The following is a 15,109-nucleotide window of genomic DNA, read 5'->3' as shown; positions in this document are numbered from 1 at the left end:
GGGTGCGCGTACGGTTCGAGGCGTACGCTGCACCCGTGGGAGAGGTCAGATGCTACGGGGGCGGGTGACGCGGTCTACCAGGTAGACCAGGCCGTGGTAGTCGATGCCGCTATGGCTCGACAGGCCGATCTCGCAGGTGCGGCTGGTGGAGATGCCTTCGCTGCAATACTGCACCGCATCCTTCAGGCTGCGCAGCGAGTGGGCATTGAGCTCGGGGGTGGTGAAGCCTTTGTCGCCGGCAAAGCCGCAGCAGTGAATGCCTTCCGGGATCACCACCTGTTTGCTGCAGCGTCGCGCCAGGTCGATCAAAGCCTGGCTTTCGCCCAGGTGCTGCGTGCTGCACGTCACGTGTACAGCCACCGGCTCGTCCTGGGGGGTGAACTCCAGGCGGTCGAGCAGGTGGGTGCGGATGAAGCGCACGGGGTCGTACACGTCCAGCCGTGTTTCGCCCAGGTCTTGCACCAGGCGCAGGGTGCAGGGGCTGGTGTCGCAGTAGATCGGGTCAAGGCCGCCGCGGCTGGCGTGCAGCAGGGCGTTGATCAGTTCCTGGCGCTTGTGCTCGGCCTGTTCGGGGTAGCCCTTGGAGGCGAATGGCTGGCCGCAGCACAGGCTGTCGGCGTTGTCGGGGAACACCACCTGGTAGCCGGCTTTCTCCAACAGGGCGCGGGTTTTGTCCAGTAGCGAACTTTGCTCGCGGTCGGCATAGGCCGGGCCCATCACCCGCGAGACGCAGGCGGCCAGGTACACCACGCGGGGGCGGGCGTCGTTGCTGGCCGGGCCGAAGTCCAGCGGGCGCAGCGGCTGTGGCATCGCGGGCGTCCACTGGGGCAGGCGGCCTTTGCTGGCTTTGCTCAACGAGGCGGTCAGGCGGCCCAGGCGGGGGGCGCCGAGCAGCTTGCGTGCGGTGTTGGCGGCGGTCAGGGTCAGGCGGGCGCCGCCCAGTGCGGTGTGGAAGTGCTCGGCCAGCCAGTCGGCGGTCTTGCCGTGGTCGGCAGCTTGGCTGCGCAGTTTTTTCACCAGTTCGCCGGTGTTGATGCCCACCGGGCAACGCTGGGCGCACAGGCCGGTGGCGGCGCAGGTGTCGATGCCTTGGTACTGGTAGGTTTGCATCAGTTCGCGGGTGTCGATGCCGGCGCGCTGCTTGGCCTTGATGTCACGCCACATGACGATGCGTTGGCGCGGGCTGAGGGTCAGTCCCTTGGACGGGCACACCGGTTCGCAGAAGCCGCATTCGATGCACTTGTCGACGATTTCGTCGGCGGCAGGCAGCGGCTTGAGGTTCTTCAGGTGGATATCGGGGTCTTCGCTCAGCACCACGTCGGGGTTGAGGATGCCATTGGGGTCGAGCAGGCGCTTGAGCGTCCACATCAGCTGGTAGGCGTCATGCCCCCATTCCAGCTCCACGAACGGCGCCATGTTGCGCCCGGTGCCGTGTTCGGCCTTTAGCGAGCCGCCGAACTCCACGGCCACCAGTTGCGCCACGTCGTCCATGAAGGCCTGGTAGCGGGCGACTTCTTCGGCGCTGTTGAAGCCCTGGGTGAAGACGAAGTGCAGGTTGCCTTCCAGCGCGTGGCCGAAAATGATCGCCTCGTCATAGCGGTGCTTGTCGAACAGCTGGATCAGGCGGTTGACGCCTTCGGCCAGCTGCTCGATGGGGAAGGTCACGTCTTCGATGATGACCGTGGTGCCGGTCTGGCGCACGGCGCCGACAGCGGGGAAGGTGTCCTTGCGGATTTTCCACAGCTGGTTGTACACGGCCGGGTCTTCGCTGAAGTCCACCTGTTGTTCCAGCGGGAAATCGGCGATGGAGGCCATCACCTGTTGCAGTTGCTCGTGCAGCAGGCTCTGGCTGGCGGCGCGGGACTCGATCAGCAGGGCGCAGGCGTTGTCCGACAGGCCTTTTACCCACAGTGGCATGCCGGGCATGTTCTGCACCGAGCGCAGGCTGCGGCGGTCGAGCAGCTCCACAGCGGAAACAGGCTGGCGCTTGAGCACGGTGACCGCGCGGCAGCAGCTTTCGACACTGGGGAACACCAGCAGGGCACTGGCCTTGTGCGGGTGGTCGGGCACGGTGTCGTAGGTGACGGCGCTGATAAAGCCCAGCGTGCCTTCGGAACCCACCAGCAGGTGTTGCAGGATGTCTAGCGGCTGGTCGAAGTCCACCAGTGCGTTCAGCGACAGGCCGGTGGTGTTCTTCAGCCGGTATTTGTGCCGAATACGGTCAGCCAGTGCCGTGTTGGCGCGGGTTTCGCGGCCCAGGCGGGCCAGCGCCTCCAGCAGGTCGGCATGGCTGCGTTCAAAGGCGGCCACGCTGGCCGGGTCTTCGCTGTCCAGGCGGGTGCCGTCGGCCAGCACCAGGCGCAGGCCGGCCAGGGTGTGGTAGGTGTTTTGCGCGGTGCCGCAGCACATGCCGCTGGCGTTGTTGGCGACGATGCCGCCGATCTTGCAGGCGTTGATCGAGGCTGGGTCCGGGCCGATCTTGCGCCCGAAGGGGGCCAGCCAGGCGTTGGCCTGGGCGCCGATGACGCCGGGTTGCAGGCGGATCTGCTCGCCCTGGCCGCGAATTTCTTTACCCCCCCAGCTATCGCCAAGCACGATCAGCACCGAGTCGGTGATGGCCTGGCCAGACAGGCTGGTGCCGGCGGCGCGGAAGGTGACCGGCACCCGCTCGCGCTGGGCCAGTTTGATCAGGCCGACCACTTCGTCTTCGGACTCGACACGCACCACCAGCTTGGGGATCAGCCGGTAGAAGCTGGCGTCGGTGCCAAAGGCCAGGGTGGAAGTGGGGTCGTCGAAGCGGCGTTCGGCGGGTATCAGGCGCTCGGCATCACGCAGGAACGCGGCGGGCAGGCTCATGCAGTCTCCTCGCGGGGCCGTGGCGTCTGTGCGCCACATGCCCCGGGTCAATCAGGCGGTCGTTCTTGCAGGCGGTCAGGCGCCCAGTTCGCGTACCAGCGAGTCGCGGGTGATCTCGCTGATCGACTTGGCGCCGGTCAGCACCATGGCTACGCGCATTTCTTTCTCGAACAGCTCCAGCAGGTTTTTCACGCCGGCCTGGCCATGCACGGCCAAGGCGTAGAGGAAGGCGCGGCCGATCAGCACGGTGTCGGCGCCCAGGGCGATCATGCGCACCACGTCGAGGCCGCTGCGGATGCCGGAGTCGGCGAGAATCTTCAGGTCGCCTTTGACCGCGTCGGCAATCGCCGGCAGGGCGCGGGCACTGGACAGCACGCCATCGAGCTGGCGGCCGCCGTGGTTGGAAACCACGATACCGTCGGCGCCGAACTTGACCGCATCGCGGGCGTCATCGGCGTCGAGGATGCCTTTGATGATCATCGGGCCGTCCCAGTACTCGCGGATCCACTCCAGGTCTTTCCAGGAGATGGACGGGTCGAAGTTGTTGCCCAGCCAGCCGATGTAGTCGGCAAGGCCGGTGGGGTTGCCACGGTACTTGGAGATGTTGCCCAGGTCATGCGGGCGGCCCATCACGCCCACGTCCCACGCCCATTCAGGGTGGGTCATGGCCTGCAGCACGCGGCGCAGCGGGCCGTTCTTGCCGCTCATGCCGGAATGGGCGTCGCGGTAGCGGGCGCCGGGTACGGGCATGTCGACGGTGAATACCAAGGTCTTGACCCCGGCGGCCTTGGCCCGCTCCAGCGCGTTGCGCATGAAGCCGCGGTCTTTCAGCACGTACAGCTGGAACCACATCGGCCGGTCGATGGCCGGGGCCACTTCTTCGATCGGGCACACCGACACCGTAGACATGGTGAACGGGATGCCGTGGGCCGCAGCCGCGCGGGCTGCCTGTACCTCGCCACGGCGGGCGTACATGCCAGTGAGGCCGACCGGGGCCAGGGCCACGGGCATGCTCAGGGTTTCGTCGAACAGTTTGGTCTCAAGGCTGAGCTCGGACATGTTGTTCAGCACGCGCTGGCGCAGGGCAATGCTGGCCAGGTCCGACACGTTGTGGCGCAGGGTGTGCTCAGCGTAGGCGCCGCCGTCGGCATAGTGGAACAGGAAAGGAGGCAGCTTGCGTTGGGCCGCGGCGCGATAGTCGGTAGAGGCAGAAATGATCATGGATTCTCGCAGCGTTGCTTGTGGGGAGTGCCGGGCGCGCGATGGCGCCCGGCCCCTTTCACTTTAGTGATGAACCAGCATGCCGGTCAGCCAGTAAGCCTGGATCAGGGTGATCAGGCCGACGATGGTGGCGAAGAACAGGCTGTGCTTGACGGTGAAGCGGAACAGGTCGGACTCCTTGCCCACCAGGCCGGTGGCGGCGCAGGCCACGGCGATCGATTGCGGCGAGATCATCTTGCCGGTCACGCCGCCGCTGGTGTTGGCGGCTACCAGCAGGGTGTCGTTGACCCCGATCTGGTGCGCGGTGGTGGCCTGCAGCGAGCTGAACAGGGCGTTGGACGACGTGTCGGAACCGGTCAGGAACACGCCCAGCCAGCCGAGGAACGGCGAGAAGAACGGGAACGCGGCGCCGGTGCCGGCCAGTACCAGGGCCATGGTCGAAGACATGCCCGAGTAGTTGGTGACGAAGGCGAAGGCCAGCACCATGCCGATCGACAGGATAGGCCAGCGCAGCTCCCAGAAGGTCTCTTTGAAAGTGGTCAGACCAGTTTTGAGGTTGATCTTCAGCACCGCCATGGAAATCAGCGCCGAGAGGAAGATCGCGGTGCCGGTGGCGGAGATCGGGTCGAGCTTGAATACCGCAGGCATGGCGGTTGGCGCGGCAACGATCGGTGCGGTCTTGATCACCAGCTGGTCGAGGTGCGGGATGGCGAAGTTGAACACGAAGTTGTACATCGCGCCGCCCGGGGCGAACGCTGCCTTGAACGGCTTCAGGGTCCAGATGGTGACCAGCACGGTGAGGATCAGGAACGGCGACCAGGCCTTGAAGATCTCACCAAAGCTGTACGGGCTAGGCTGGCTGCCGCTTGGCTGCACAACCGCTGCGCCGACGCTGCCTTTGGCTTCGCTGAACGAACGCTTGGGCTGCCAGACTTTCAGGAACAGGGTCAGGGCGATCAGGCTGGCCAGGGCCGAGGTGATGTCGGGCAGTTCCGGGCCGATGAAGTTCGAGGTGAAGTACTGGGTGACGGCGAAGCTCAGGCCGGCGACCAGGGCGGCAGGCCAGGTTTCTTTCACGCCACGCAGGCCGTCCATCATGAACACCAGCCAGAACGGCACGAACAGCGACAGCAGCGGCAGCTGGCGGCCGGTCATGGCGCCGATGTGGAAGGCGTCGATGCCGGTGACCTGGCCGGCCACGATGATCGGGATACCCAAGGCACCAAAGGCTACCGGTGCGGTGTTGGCGATCAGGCACAGGCCGGCGGCGTACAGCGGATTGAAGCCCAGGCCCACCAGCAGCGCGGCAGTGATTGCCACTGGTGCACCAAAGCCCGCCGCACCTTCCAGGAAGGCACCGAAGCAGAAGCCGATCAGCAGCACTTGCAGGCGCTGGTCGTCGGTAATCGACAGCACCGAGCTGCGGATCACTTCGAACTGGCCGCTCTTGACCGTGAGTTTGTACAGGAACACCGCGGCAACGATGATCCAGGCAATTGGCCAGAGGCCATAGAGGAAACCATAACCCGCGGCGGCGAATGCCATGTCGACAGGCATCTGGAAGGCGAAGATGGCCACCAGGATCGACAACGCGAGGGTGATGCTGCCGGCTACGTGGCCTTTAAGGCGGAACACGGCGAGGGCAAGGAAGAAGAACACGATGGGAATGACCGCCGCCAGTGCGGACAGGCCAAGACTACCAAGCGGGCTATAGAGTTGTTGCCAGGTTTGCATATGGGGTGGCCCCTAATTGTTGTTGGTCAGCACTGGCATTGGATAATTGGTAAGACCAATTTACAATGGCTGGACGCTAGGTTAAAAGCGCTGTCGTGGGTGTGTCAATTTGTCCCGTGCAAAACTTTGGTCGCGTGCCGATGAGCGGGCACCTGATGTGCTGGGAAAATCGCGGCTTGATGGGTGTTTGCGCGGCCTGGATCGGCGAGAATAGGCGCCCCCTGAAATTTGCCGGGGGTTTGTGGAGAGCATGTGATGGTTTTTGATCAGGTCCGCCAACGGCGCCTGTCCGACGACATTGTCGATCGTCTGGAAGGGATGATTCTGGAAGGTACGCTGACCTCGGGGCAGCGGCTGCCGGCCGAGCGTGTCCTTGCCGAACAGTTCGGCGTGTCCCGCCCGTCACTGCGTGAGGCAATCCAGAAACTGGTGGCCAAGGGGCTGCTGGTCAGCCGTCAGGGCGGGGGAAATTTTGTTGCCGAGTCGTTGGGGTCCACCTTCAGCGACCCGTTGCTGCGGTTGCTAGAACACAGTGCCGAGGCCCAGCGTGATTTGCTTGAGTTCCGCCACACGCTGGAGGCGTCCTGCGCCTATTACGCTGCCCAGCGTGCCACCGAGCCGGACCGGGCGCGGTTGAAGGCGGCGTTCGATGCACTGCAGGACTGCTATGCCCGGGTCGATGAAGTGACCCGTGCGGAAGAGGGCGCAGCCGATGCAAGCTTTCACCTGGCGATTGCCGAAGCCAGCCACAACGCGGTGTTGCTGCATACCATCCGAGGGCTGTTCGACCTGCTCAAGCGCAACGTGGTGACCAACATTGGTGGCATGTACCAGCAACGCACCGAGACCCGGGACATGCTGATCAGTCAGCACCGGGAGCTGTACCTGGCGATTGTCGAGGGCAGGGCGGAGGATGCGCGAGAGGTGTCCAGCCGGCACATTCTGTATGTGCAGGAGGTGCTGGAAGAGGCGCATGAGGAAGCGCAGCGGGTGGCGCGGGCGGAGCGGCGTAGCGGGCGCTGAGAGCGGTGCTGGATTCTTCGCGGGCTCGCCCGCTCCCACAGGATATGCGCCGGGCCTGAGGCTGGTGCCATCCTTGTGGGGGCGGGCGTGTCCGCGAAGAGGCCGGAACAGGCTGAAGAAAACTTAGTCTTCCTTGCCCTTGTTCCGCACAGCCCGCTGCAGCTCGCGGTTGGAATCGCGTTCGCGCATGGTGTCGCGCTTGTCGAATTCCTTCTTGCCCTTGCCCAGTGCGATTTCGCACTTGATCAGGTGCTTGCTCCAGTACAGCGCCAAAGCTACGCAGGTGTAGCCTTTTTGCGCCACGGCGGCCTCCAGGCGCTCCAGCTCGCGCTTGTTCAGCAGCAGCTTGCGGGTGCGGATGGGGTCGGCGATGACGTGGGTGCTGGCGGTGGTCAGCGGGGTGATGTGGCTGCCGAACAGCCAGGCTTCACCGTCCTTGAGCAGCACGTAGCTGTCAGTCAGGTGTGCCTTGCCGGCGCGCAGGCTTTTTACTTCCCAGCCGGACAGGACCAGCCCGGCCTCGAACTTGTGTTCGATGAAGTAATCGTGTCGCGCTTTCTTGTTTTGCGCGATGGTCCCGGTCGGATGTTTTTTTTGCTTAGCCATAGGGGCGGCATTATAGGCAAGTCCGCGCGTCGTCCGCTATGGGATTTCGGTGTGCTTGAGCCACCGGAATGAATACCGGACAATACAAACCCTGTCATACGCACAGAACCTGTTTTCGGCACGCTGCGAAACGCCGCCACCCAGCCTTGGAAGTGACGCCTGGATGACTACCCATATTCAACGCTCTGCCCTGCTGCCATACCCCGCCCAGGCGCTCTACGATCTGGTCAACGATGTGGCCAGCTACCCTGAGTTTCTGCCGTGGTGCTCGGCCTCGACAGTAATGGAAGCCAGCGACACGCATATGCGCGCCAGGCTCGAAGTGGCAAAAGGGGGCATGAGCCAGCACTTCGTCACGCGTAACGTGCTGGTACCGGGGCAGTCCATCGAGATGAACCTCGAAGAAGGGCCGTTCACCCAGCTGCATGGTGTGTGGGTGTTCAAGCCGCTCGGTGAAAAGGCCTGCAAGATCAGCCTGGACCTGTCCTTCGACTATGCCGGGCCGATTGTGCGCGCCACGCTGGGCCCGCTGTTCAACCAGGCGGCCAACACCTTGGTTGATGCTTTCTGCCAGCGCGCCAAGCAGCTGAATGCCTGATTAAGCGAGCGAAAATAAAAAGCCCGGAACACGTCCGGGCTTTTTTGTGCCTGCTGTCCCGATTAGCGGGTTTCCAGCGGTGCAGGGGTCGGGACCGGGGTGGTCTCGATGGTGTCGATTTCGCGCTGGATGGATTCTTCGGTCGAGCCAGGCTTGGCTGGTTTTTCCACGGGCTGCGCGGCTGGCTGTTCGGCCTGGCCAGGCTCGGTGGCCGGGCTGACCGTGGTGTCGCTGCTGCCGCCGAGGATTTCCTGGTCGCGGCTGACACCTGGCATGAAGTCGCCAGACAGGCTGACCAGCTGGTCGCTTTCGTTGAAGAACACGCTCATGCGTTCTTGCTGACGTTTACCGCCACCTGGCTGCAGGCTGTACAGGTAGTCCCAACGGTTGGTGTTGAAGGTGTCCTGAATCAGCGGGTTGCCCATGATAAACCTTACTTGCCGTCGGGTCATTCCGGGGCGTAATTGGTCTATCATGTCTTGCGTGACGACATTGCCCTGCTGGATGTCGATTTTGTAAACCCCGGGAAACGAGCAACCGGCGAGTGCGAGCAGTCCCGCGAGGGCGAGGCTGTTTAGCAAGAGCTTGGTGTTTTGCATCGGTGGGCGACTTCCACTATCTTGGCTGGACAACGTAAACCCCGATCATACCCGTATTAAGAGAAGCTGCGAAGCAGCATCGGCGAGAAAGCTGACCATGGTTGAAAATAGCGAATTGCGCAAAGCCGGTCTCAAGGTGACCCTGCCTCGAGTCAAGATCCTTCAGATGCTCGATTCCACCGAGCAGCGTCACATGAGCGCCGAAGATGTCTACAAGGCGCTGATGGAAGCAGGCGAGGACGTAGGCCTGGCCACCGTCTATCGCGTACTGACCCAGTTCGAAGCGGCGGGCCTGGTGGTTCGCCACAACTTCGACGGCGGCCACGCCGTGTTCGAGTTGGCCGATGGTGGTCACCACGACCACATGGTGAACGTGGATACCAGTGAAGTCATCGAGTTCATGGACGCCGAAATCGAGAAGCGCCAGCGCGAAATCGTGGCCGAGCATGGCTACGAGCTGGTGGACCACAATCTGGTCCTGTATGTGCGTAAGAAGAAGTAACGAATTTTTCGTTATGAATAGCAAAGGCGACCTTCGGGTCGCCTTTGTGCTTTATGGTGTGGGCAGAGCTATGTTTTGCCTGCACTGGCCCTATCGCCGGCAAGCCAGCTCCCACAGGTATTCCACAATGCCTAAGGCTTGTGAGCACCCTGTGGGAGCTGGCTTGCCGGCGATAGGGCCAGTGCGTGTAGCATCAAACCTTGCCAGAAACGACCATCTTGCGCGCATGCGCCAGCGACTCTTTGGTCAGGTCGATGCCCCCCAGCATCCGCGCCACTTCTTCTACCCGCTCACGCTTGCCCAGGCTGGCCACGGCGGTGTGTGTGGTATCGCTGTTGCGCACCTTGTGCACGAACAGGTGGTGATGCCCTTGCGCGGCCACCTGCGGCAGGTGGGTTACAGTCAGTACTTGCCCGCGCTCGCCAAGGCGGCGCAGCAGTTGGCCGACAATTTCGGCGGTAGGGCCGCCGATGCCCACATCGACTTCGTCGAACACCAGGGTAGGAATGCGCGATGTCTGCGCGGTGATCACTTGAATCGCCAAGCTGATACGCGACAGTTCGCCACCCGAGGCTACCTTTGCCAGCCCTTTGAGCGGTTGACCGGGGTTGGCGCTGACCAGCAGTTCGATCTGCTCCAAGCCGTGAGGCGACAAATCTGTGCCTTCGTTGGGCGTCAGGTCGATGCAGAAGCGCCCACCAGGCATACCCAAGCGTTGGATTTCTTGCTCCACTGCGCCTGCCAACTGCTGCGCCGCTTGCTGGCGCAGGCCGCTGAGTTCGCGAGCCTTCTCTTTATAGTGCTGGGCGAAGGCGGCAAGCTCTTCGCCCAATCGCTCGATTGACTCGTCGCTGGCGTTCAGGCCTTCGATCTCTTCCATCAACTGCTGCTGCAGATGAGGCAGCTCGGTGGGATGCACGCGATGTTTGCGCGCCAGCGTATAGATGGTGTCGAGGCGTTCTTCCAAGGCTTGCAGGCGCATAGGGTCGGCGTCGAAGTTGTCGAGGAAGCGGTTGAGCTCGCCCACGGCTTCTTCTACCTGGATCTGCGCGCTGGCAATCAGGTTGGCTGCTTCACCCAGGGCTTTGGGTGAGTTGGTGGCCGCACCCAGCCGGTTGAGGCTGGACGTGAGGGCGCTCAGCACGTTGCCCGAATCGCTTTCGCTGCACTGATCGATAACCTGGCGGCAGATGCCGAACAGCGCTTCGGCGCTGGTCAGGTTTTTGTGCTCCTGCTCCAGGTGTTCCAGTTCGTGTTCACCCAGGCCAAGGTTGTCCAGCTCTTCCAGTTGGTAGCTGAGCAACTGGTGGCGGGCGCGCTGCTCATCGCCGGAGTTGGACAGGCGTTCCAGCTCCAGACGCGTCTGGTTCCAGCGCTTGGCCGCCAGTTGCACCTGGCGGGCCAGGTCGACGGCACCCGCGTACTCGTCGAGCAGGCGGCGGTGAGTATCGGTCTTGAGCAGCGACTGGTGTTCGTGCTGGCTGTGGATATCAATCAGCAGTTCGCCCAGCGCCTTGAGGTCGCCGAGCGGGCAGGGCGTGCCGTTGATGTAGCCGCGGCTGCGGCCTTCGGCGGTGATGACCCGGCGCAGGATGCACAGGCCGTCGTTGTCCAGGTCGCGTTCGGCCAGCCAGGCATGGGCCTCGGGAATGTCCACCAGGTCGAAGGTGGCGAGGATGTCCGCCTTGTCGGTGCCGGGGCGCACCACGCCGCTGTCGGCCCGGTCGCCCAGGGCAAGGCCGAGGGCGTCGAGCATGATCGATTTGCCGGCACCGGTCTCGCCGGTGATGACGGACATGCCGCGGGCGATTTCGAGGTCGAGGTGCTCGACGATGGCGTAGTTGTGAATGGACAGGTGCACCAGCATGGGGGCGGCTCCCGAAAGTCAGGTCTGGTTATTTATACAGTACTTTTTTCAGGCCTGCCAATGCTCCTTGGCAGATTCTGTTACTGCCCGGAAAACCACCTTGCCCCTTGAAGCTGGTTTTTCCGGCCCCATATAGCCGACATCCAAGGCGAGCCTGGCTCGCAGTCCACAAAATTGCGCAGGAGAGACCCCATGGCTGACGAACAGCTGAACGAAAAAGACCTTAACGTTGAAGAAACCGGTGCAGAAACCACTGCTGACGCCCGTGTTCTGGAACTCGAGGAGCAGCTGGCCGCCGCCAAGGATCAGTCGCTGCGTGTCGCTGCGGAAGCGCAGAACAGCATTCGTCGCGCTGAGCAGGAAGTCGACAAGGCCCGCAAGTTCGCCCTGGAGAAATTCTCCAGCGACCTGCTGCCGGTAATCGATAGCCTGGAGCTGGCCCTGGCACACTCCAGTGCCGAGGATGAGCACGTCAAGCAGATCCGTGAAGGCGTCGAGCTGACCTTGAAGATGTTCCAGGACACCCTCAAGCGCTACAACCTCGAAGTTGTCGATCCGCACGGCCAGCCATTCAATCCTGACCACCATCAGGCCATGGCCATGCAGGAAAACGCTGAGGTAGAGCCAAACAGCGTGCTGAACGTGTTCCAGAAGGGTTATCTGCTGAACGGCCGCCTGCTGCGCCCCGCCATGGTGGTGGTCAGCAAGGCGCCGAGCGCGGCGCAACCCTCGATCAATGAAAAGGCTTGAAATCCATCGGGGCATCCCCATCTAGGTGTCAAGCCTTCAAGTATTACCGCAGTTGGCCAAAGTAGTCGCTGCTACCAAATTCAAGTTTCGGGAGAGTTAACATGGGCAAAATCATCGGTATCGACCTGGGGACCACCAACTCGTGCGTCTCCATTCTGGAAAACGGTAACGTCAAGGTCATCGAAAACGCCGAAGGTGCGCGTACTACCCCTTCGATCGTGGCCTACGCCAACGATGGCGAAATCCTGGTAGGTCAGTCGGCCAAGCGCCAGGCTGTCACCAACCCGCACAACACCCTGTTCGCGGTAAAGCGCCTGATCGGCCGCCGCTTCGAAGAGCAGGTCGTGCAGAAAGACATCCAGCTGGTTCCGTACAAAATCGCCAAGGCCGACAACGGTGACGCCTGGGTTGAAGTGAACGGGCAGAAAATGGCACCGCCGCAAATTAGCGCCGAAGTGCTGAAAAAGATGAAGAAAACCGCCGAAGACTACCTCGGCGAGCCAGTGACCGAAGCGGTCATCACCGTACCGGCCTACTTCAACGACAGCCAGCGTCAGGCCACCAAAGACGCCGGCCGCATCGCGGGCCTGGACGTAAAACGCATCATCAACGAACCGACCGCCGCTGCACTGGCCTACGGCATGGACAAGGCCAAGGGCGACCACACTGTCATCGTTTATGACCTTGGTGGCGGTACCTTCGACGTTTCGGTCATCGAAATCGCCGAAGTCGACGGTGAGCACCAGTTCGAAGTACTGGCTACCAACGGCGACACCTTCCTGGGTGGCGAAGACTTCGACATGCTGCTGATCGACTACCTGGTCGAAGAGTTCAAGAAAGAAACCGGCATGAACCTGAAGGGCGACCCGCTGGCCATGCAGCGCCTGAAAGAAGCTGCTGAAAAGGCCAAGATCGAGCTGTCGTCCGCTCAGTCGACCGACGTCAACCTGCCGTACATCACTGCAGATGCCACCGGTCCTAAGCACCTGAACGTGAAAATCTCCCGCGCCAAGCTGGAGTCGCTGGTTGAAGAGCTGGTGCAGCGCACCATCGAGCCTTGCCGCATCGCCCTGAAAGATGCCGGCATCGACGCCAGCAAGATCGACGACGTGATCCTGGTCGGTGGCCAGACCCGTATGCCGCTGGTACAGAAAACCGTTGCCGACTTCTTCGGTAAAGAAGCTCGCAAGGACGTCAACCCGGACGAAGCTGTGGCCATGGGTGCTGCCATCCAGGGCGCCGTTCTGGCCGGTGACGTGAAAGACGTGCTGCTGCTGGACGTCAGCCCGCTGACCCTGGGTATCGAAACCATGGGTGGCGTGATGACCGCGCTGATCGAGAAGAACACCACCATCCCGACCAAGAAGTCGCAGGTGTTCTCGACTGCCGACGACAACCAGGGCGCCGTGACCATTCACGTGCTGCAAGGTGAGCGTAAGCAGGCTGCGCAGAACAAGTCGCTGGGCAAGTTCGACCTGGCTGACATTCCGCCAGCGCCGCGTGGCGTGCCGCAAATCGAAGTCACCTTCGACATCGACGCCAACGGCATCCTGCACGTTAGCGCCAAAGACAAGGCCACCGGCAAGTCGCAGTCGATCGTGATCAAGGCCAACTCCGGCCTGTCGGACGAAGAAATCGAGCGCATGGTGCGTGACGCCGAGGCCAACGCCGAGGAAGACCGCAAGTTCGAAGAGCTGGCCGCTGCCCGTAACCAGGGTGATGCGCTGGTTCACTCGACCCGCAAGATGGTCGCTGACGCAGGTGACAAGGTTACCGCTGAAGAGAAAACCGCCATCGAGGCTGCCGTTGTTGCCCTGGAAGCCGCTGTCAAAGGCGACGACAAGGCCGCAATCGATGCCAAGGTTGAAGAGCTGTCCAAGGTCTCTGCCCCGGTTGCCCAGAAGATGTACGCCGAGCAGTCGGCTGAACAGCCTCAAGGTGGCGCGCAGCAGGCCGAGCCGGAAGCCAAGCACGATGACGTGGTTGACGCCGAGTTCGAAGAAGTGAAAGACAACAACAAGCAGTAATCCCTGCATGTTGTCGGCCAGTTCACCGCCGTTTGGCGGTGAGCTGGTAGGATGTCGCCGCGCGGGGGCTTGCTCCCGCGTTGGCGTATCTGGAATTCGAGAATTTTTACAGTATCTGTCAGCGCTCCTGGAGGGGCGGCAGGTGCTGATGGCGCGGCGCAGATGCCAGACGCCCAACAAGGTGCAAATGACCTATGTCCAAGCGTGATTACTATGAGGTTCTGGGTGTCGAGCGCGGCGCCAGTGAAGCTGACCTCAAAAAGGCTTACCGCCGACTGGCGATGAAGTACCACCCGGACCGCAACCCGGGCGATAAAGAGTCGGAAGACAAGTTCAAAGAGGCCAACGAGGCCTACGAAGTACTGTCTGATGCCAGCAAGCGTGCGGCGTTCGACCAGTATGGCCATGCCGGCGTAGACCCAAGCATGGGGGGTGGCGGTGCTGGTTTCGGCGGCGCCAACTTCTCCGACATCTTCGGCGATGTATTCAGCGACTTCTTCGGTGGTGGCCGTGGTGGTGGTCGTGGCGGTGCCCAGCGTGGCAGCGACCTGCGCTACACCCTGGAGCTGAACCTGGAAGAAGCGGTGCGTGGCACCACGGTCAGCATCCGCGTACCTACCCTGGTCAACTGCCAGCCTTGCGATGGTTCCGGCGCCAAGAAGGGCTCGACTCCATCGACTTGCCCGACTTGCGGTGGCATCGGCCAGGTGCGCATGCAGCAAGGTTTCTTCTCGGTACAACAGACCTGCCCGCGCTGCCATGGCCAGGGCAAGATCATCACCGATCCATGCACTTCGTGCCACGGCGAAGGCCGGGTCGAGGAATACAAGACGCTGTCGGTCAAAGTGCCGGCGGGCGTCGATACGGGCGACCGCATCCGCCTGTCCGGCGAGGGCGAGGCGGGTACCCATGGTGGCCCGACCGGCGACCTGTATGTGGTGATCAGCGTGCGTGAGCACGAGATCTTCCAGCGTGATGGCAAGCACCTGTATTGCGAAGTGCCGATCAGCTACACCGATGCTGCCCTGGGTGGCGAGCTGGAAGTGCCGACCCTGGATGGCCGCGTGAAGCTGAAAATTCCGGAAGGTACCCAGACCGGCAAGCAGTTCCGCCTGCGTGGCAAGGGTGTGGCGCCGGTGCGTGGCGGTGGTGCGGGTGACCTGCTGTGCCGTGTGGCGGTGGAAACCCCGGTCAACCTCAGCCGTCGCCAGCGCGAGCTGCTGGAAGAACTGCGTGACTCGCTGGAAGGCGACAGCTCCCACTCGCCCAAGGCCAGTGGCTGGTTCGATGGCGTGAAGCGCTTCTTCGGCGATCTCTGACAAGGAA

General features: G+C 62.5%; 12 protein-coding genes. 6 read left to right on the top strand and 6 right to left on the bottom strand.

Annotated elements, in window-relative coordinates:
- Positions 1-45: 45 nt before the first annotated feature.
- The 3 genes from A0O30_RS26680 to A0O30_RS26670 form a co-directional block, all read right to left on the bottom strand.
- On the bottom strand, positions 46-2,856 hold the full coding sequence (locus tag A0O30_RS26680) for an FAD-binding and (Fe-S)-binding domain-containing protein (RefSeq protein ID WP_105948699.1): 2,811 nt from the start codon (positions 2,854-2,856) through the stop codon (positions 46-48).
- A gap of 75 nt (positions 2,857-2,931) precedes the next feature.
- On the bottom strand, positions 2,932-4,077 hold the full coding sequence (gene lldD, locus A0O30_RS26675) for an FMN-dependent L-lactate dehydrogenase LldD (protein ID WP_016712100.1): 1,146 nt from the start codon (positions 4,075-4,077) through the stop codon (positions 2,932-2,934).
- 63 nt (positions 4,078-4,140) lie between these two features.
- A complete protein-coding gene (locus A0O30_RS26670; protein ID WP_105948698.1) occupies positions 4,141-5,811 on the bottom strand; it encodes a lactate permease LctP family transporter in 1,671 nt (556 codons plus the stop codon).
- A 255-nt stretch (positions 5,812-6,066) separates the two neighbouring features.
- Here A0O30_RS26670 and A0O30_RS26665 point away from each other — a divergent pair, with 255 nt between their 5' ends.
- A complete protein-coding gene (locus tag A0O30_RS26665; protein ID WP_105948697.1) occupies positions 6,067-6,834 on the top strand; it encodes an FCD domain-containing protein in 768 nt (255 codons plus the stop codon).
- 123 nt (positions 6,835-6,957) lie between these two features.
- Here A0O30_RS26665 and smpB read toward each other — a convergent pair whose 3' ends face one another.
- Entirely contained in the window at positions 6,958-7,440 is a 483-nt protein-coding gene (gene smpB / locus A0O30_RS26655) for an SsrA-binding protein SmpB (RefSeq protein WP_012274261.1), read from the bottom strand.
- A 163-nt stretch (positions 7,441-7,603) separates the two neighbouring features.
- On the opposite strand from smpB, the gene A0O30_RS26650 reads away from it, so the two are divergent.
- The gene (locus A0O30_RS26650; RefSeq protein ID WP_105948696.1) at positions 7,604-8,038 is read left to right on the top strand and encodes a type II toxin-antitoxin system RatA family toxin; all 435 of its coding nucleotides are present in this window, start codon (positions 7,604-7,606) and stop codon (positions 8,036-8,038) included.
- 62 nt (positions 8,039-8,100) lie between these two features.
- Here the strand turns inward: A0O30_RS26650 and A0O30_RS26645 are convergent, their stop codons facing one another.
- The gene (locus A0O30_RS26645; protein ID WP_025754268.1) at positions 8,101-8,637 is read right to left on the bottom strand and encodes an outer membrane protein assembly factor BamE; all 537 of its coding nucleotides are present in this window, start codon (positions 8,635-8,637) and stop codon (positions 8,101-8,103) included.
- Positions 8,638-8,734: 97 nt separating this feature from the next.
- Here A0O30_RS26645 and fur point away from each other — a divergent pair, with 97 nt between their 5' ends.
- On the top strand, positions 8,735-9,139 hold the full coding sequence (gene fur, locus A0O30_RS26640; protein WP_012274258.1) for a ferric iron uptake transcriptional regulator: 405 nt from the start codon (positions 8,735-8,737) through the stop codon (positions 9,137-9,139).
- A gap of 193 nt (positions 9,140-9,332) precedes the next feature.
- Here fur and recN read toward each other — a convergent pair whose 3' ends face one another.
- Positions 9,333-11,006, bottom strand: a complete 1,674-nt coding sequence (gene recN / locus A0O30_RS26630; protein WP_105948695.1) for a DNA repair protein RecN — start codon at positions 11,004-11,006, stop codon at positions 9,333-9,335.
- A gap of 192 nt (positions 11,007-11,198) precedes the next feature.
- Here recN and grpE point away from each other — a divergent pair, with 192 nt between their 5' ends.
- The 3 genes from grpE to dnaJ all read left to right on the top strand — a co-directional run bounded on the left by grpE (position 11,199) and on the right by dnaJ (position 15,102).
- Positions 11,199-11,756: a nucleotide exchange factor GrpE gene (grpE, locus tag A0O30_RS26625; RefSeq protein WP_060498451.1), complete on the top strand. Its 558-nt coding sequence runs from the start codon at positions 11,199-11,201 to the stop codon at positions 11,754-11,756.
- 101 nt (positions 11,757-11,857) lie between these two features.
- Positions 11,858-13,783: a molecular chaperone DnaK gene (dnaK, locus tag A0O30_RS26620; protein WP_105948694.1), complete on the top strand. Its 1,926-nt coding sequence runs from the start codon at positions 11,858-11,860 to the stop codon at positions 13,781-13,783.
- A 194-nt stretch (positions 13,784-13,977) separates the two neighbouring features.
- Positions 13,978-15,102, top strand: a complete 1,125-nt coding sequence (gene dnaJ / locus A0O30_RS26615; protein ID WP_012274254.1) for a molecular chaperone DnaJ — start codon at positions 13,978-13,980, stop codon at positions 15,100-15,102.
- Positions 15,103-15,109 lie beyond the last annotated feature (7 nt).

Origin of the sequence: Pseudomonas sp. LLC-1 (assembly GCF_002992185.1) — a bacterium.
In the GTDB taxonomy this organism is placed as follows: Bacteria; Pseudomonadota; Gammaproteobacteria; order Pseudomonadales; family Pseudomonadaceae; genus Aquipseudomonas; species Aquipseudomonas monteilii.
The sequence above is the reverse complement of the archived record's forward strand: the minus strand, read 5'-3'. Positions and strand labels throughout refer to the sequence as shown.

What these genes read in the sequence shown, in the direction of transcription:
- lldD (WP_016712100.1), bottom strand. Translation starts at nt 4,077, where the DNA reads ATGATCATTTCTGCCTCTACCGACTATCGCGCCGCGGCCCAACGCAAG.
- dnaK (WP_105948694.1), top strand. Translation starts at nt 11,858, where the DNA reads ATGGGCAAAATCATCGGTATCGACCTGGGGACCACCAACTCGTGCGTC.
- grpE (WP_060498451.1), top strand. Translation starts at nt 11,199, where the DNA reads ATGGCTGACGAACAGCTGAACGAAAAAGACCTTAACGTTGAAGAAACC.
- fur (WP_012274258.1), top strand. Translation starts at nt 8,735, where the DNA reads ATGGTTGAAAATAGCGAATTGCGCAAAGCCGGTCTCAAGGTGACCCTG.
- A0O30_RS26680 (WP_105948699.1), bottom strand. Translation starts at nt 2,856, where the DNA reads ATGAGCCTGCCCGCCGCGTTCCTGCGTGATGCCGAGCGCCTGATACCC.
- A0O30_RS26665 (WP_105948697.1), top strand. Translation starts at nt 6,067, where the DNA reads ATGGTTTTTGATCAGGTCCGCCAACGGCGCCTGTCCGACGACATTGTC.
- A0O30_RS26650 (WP_105948696.1), top strand. Translation starts at nt 7,604, where the DNA reads ATGACTACCCATATTCAACGCTCTGCCCTGCTGCCATACCCCGCCCAG.
- A0O30_RS26645 (WP_025754268.1), bottom strand. Translation starts at nt 8,637, where the DNA reads ATGCAAAACACCAAGCTCTTGCTAAACAGCCTCGCCCTCGCGGGACTG.
- A0O30_RS26670 (WP_105948698.1), bottom strand. Translation starts at nt 5,811, where the DNA reads ATGCAAACCTGGCAACAACTCTATAGCCCGCTTGGTAGTCTTGGCCTG.
- smpB (WP_012274261.1), bottom strand. Translation starts at nt 7,440, where the DNA reads ATGGCTAAGCAAAAAAAACATCCGACCGGGACCATCGCGCAAAACAAG.
- recN (WP_105948695.1), bottom strand. Translation starts at nt 11,006, where the DNA reads ATGCTGGTGCACCTGTCCATTCACAACTACGCCATCGTCGAGCACCTC.
- dnaJ (WP_012274254.1), top strand. Translation starts at nt 13,978, where the DNA reads ATGTCCAAGCGTGATTACTATGAGGTTCTGGGTGTCGAGCGCGGCGCC.